We start from the raw sequence: 1242 nt of genomic DNA on the forward strand, positions 1-1242 counted from the left end.
CGGGTGGCGATCCGGGCGAAGATCGTGCTGGCCTGTGCGGAGCCGGGATCCAGTAACGCGCAGGTGGCGCGGGAGTTGGGCATCGCCGTGGGCACGGTGCGTAAATGGCGTGCCGCCTTCGCCGAGGGCGGGCTGGGCGCCTTGGTCGATGAGGCCCGCACGGGGCGGCCCAAGGCGGAGTTGACGGTCACCGACGAGGAACGGGCGGTGCTGCATCGGTGGGCGCGGCGGGCGAAGTCCTCGCAGGTCTTGGCGATGCGCTCGAAGATCGTGCTGGGCTGTGCGGACGGCAAGGACAACCAGCAGATCGCCGCTGAGCTGCGGGTGCACCCGGACACGGTGTCCAAATGGCGTCATCGGTTCCTGCGGTTACGGCTGGACGGGCTAATCGACGAGCAGCGTCCGGGCCGGCCGCCCTCGATCACCTTGGACCAGGTCGAAGAGGTGGTGGTGGCGACCCTGGAGGAGACGCCGAAGAACGCCACGCACTGGTCGCGGGCCTCGATGGCCAAGCGCAGCGGGCTGAGCAAGTCGACGATCGGGCGGATCTGGCGGGATTTCGGGCTCAAGCCGCACCAGGCCGACACCTTCAAGCTGTCGACGGATCCGTTGTTCGTGGAGAAGGTCGTCGATGTGGTCGGGCTGTATCACGACCCGCCCGAACGTGCAGTGGTGTTGTGCGTGGACGAGAAATCGCAGATCCAGGCCCTGGACCGGTCGCAGCCGGTGCTGCCCATGATGCCGGGCATGCCCGAGCGGCGCACCCACGACTACGTCCGCAACGGGATCACCAGCCTGTTCGCCGCCTTCAACGTCGCCGACGGCAGCGTCATCGGCGAGTTGCACCGTCAGCACCGCGCCGCCGAGTTCAAGAAGTTCCTGACCACGATCGACCAGACAGTGCCGGCCGAGCTGGATGTCCACCTGATCTGCGACAACTACGGCACCCACAAGACCCCGGCGATCAAAGCCTGGCTGGCCCGCCACCCTCGCTTCCACATGCACTTCACCCCGACCGGCTCTTCCTGGATCAACCAGGTCGAGCGCTGGTTCGGCTACCTGACCGACCAGCTGATCCGCCGCGGCGTCCACAAGAGCGTCCAAGCGCTGGAGAGGGACATCCGCGACTGGATGGATCAGTGGAACGACGACCCCAAGCCGTTCGTCTGGACCAAAACCGCCGAAGAGATCCTGGAATCCCTCGCTAAATATTGCCGACGAATTTCAGGCGCATGACACTAG

The 1242-nt window shown here is 66.0% G+C and carries 1 protein-coding gene; it reads left to right on the plus strand.

All coding sequences use genetic code 11. The annotated features are described in order from the left end of the window. The first annotated feature begins 3 nt into the window (after positions 1 to 3). Entirely contained in the window at positions 4 to 1236 is a 1233-nt protein-coding gene (locus ID574_RS59225; RefSeq protein WP_223168228.1) for an IS630 family transposase, read from the plus strand. Positions 1237 to 1242: the final 6 nt, after the last annotated feature.

The sequence above is a fragment of the Nonomuraea sp. SYSU D8015 genome (assembly GCF_008065375.1).
Lineage (GTDB): Bacteria > Actinomycetota > Actinomycetes > Streptosporangiales > Streptosporangiaceae > Nonomuraea.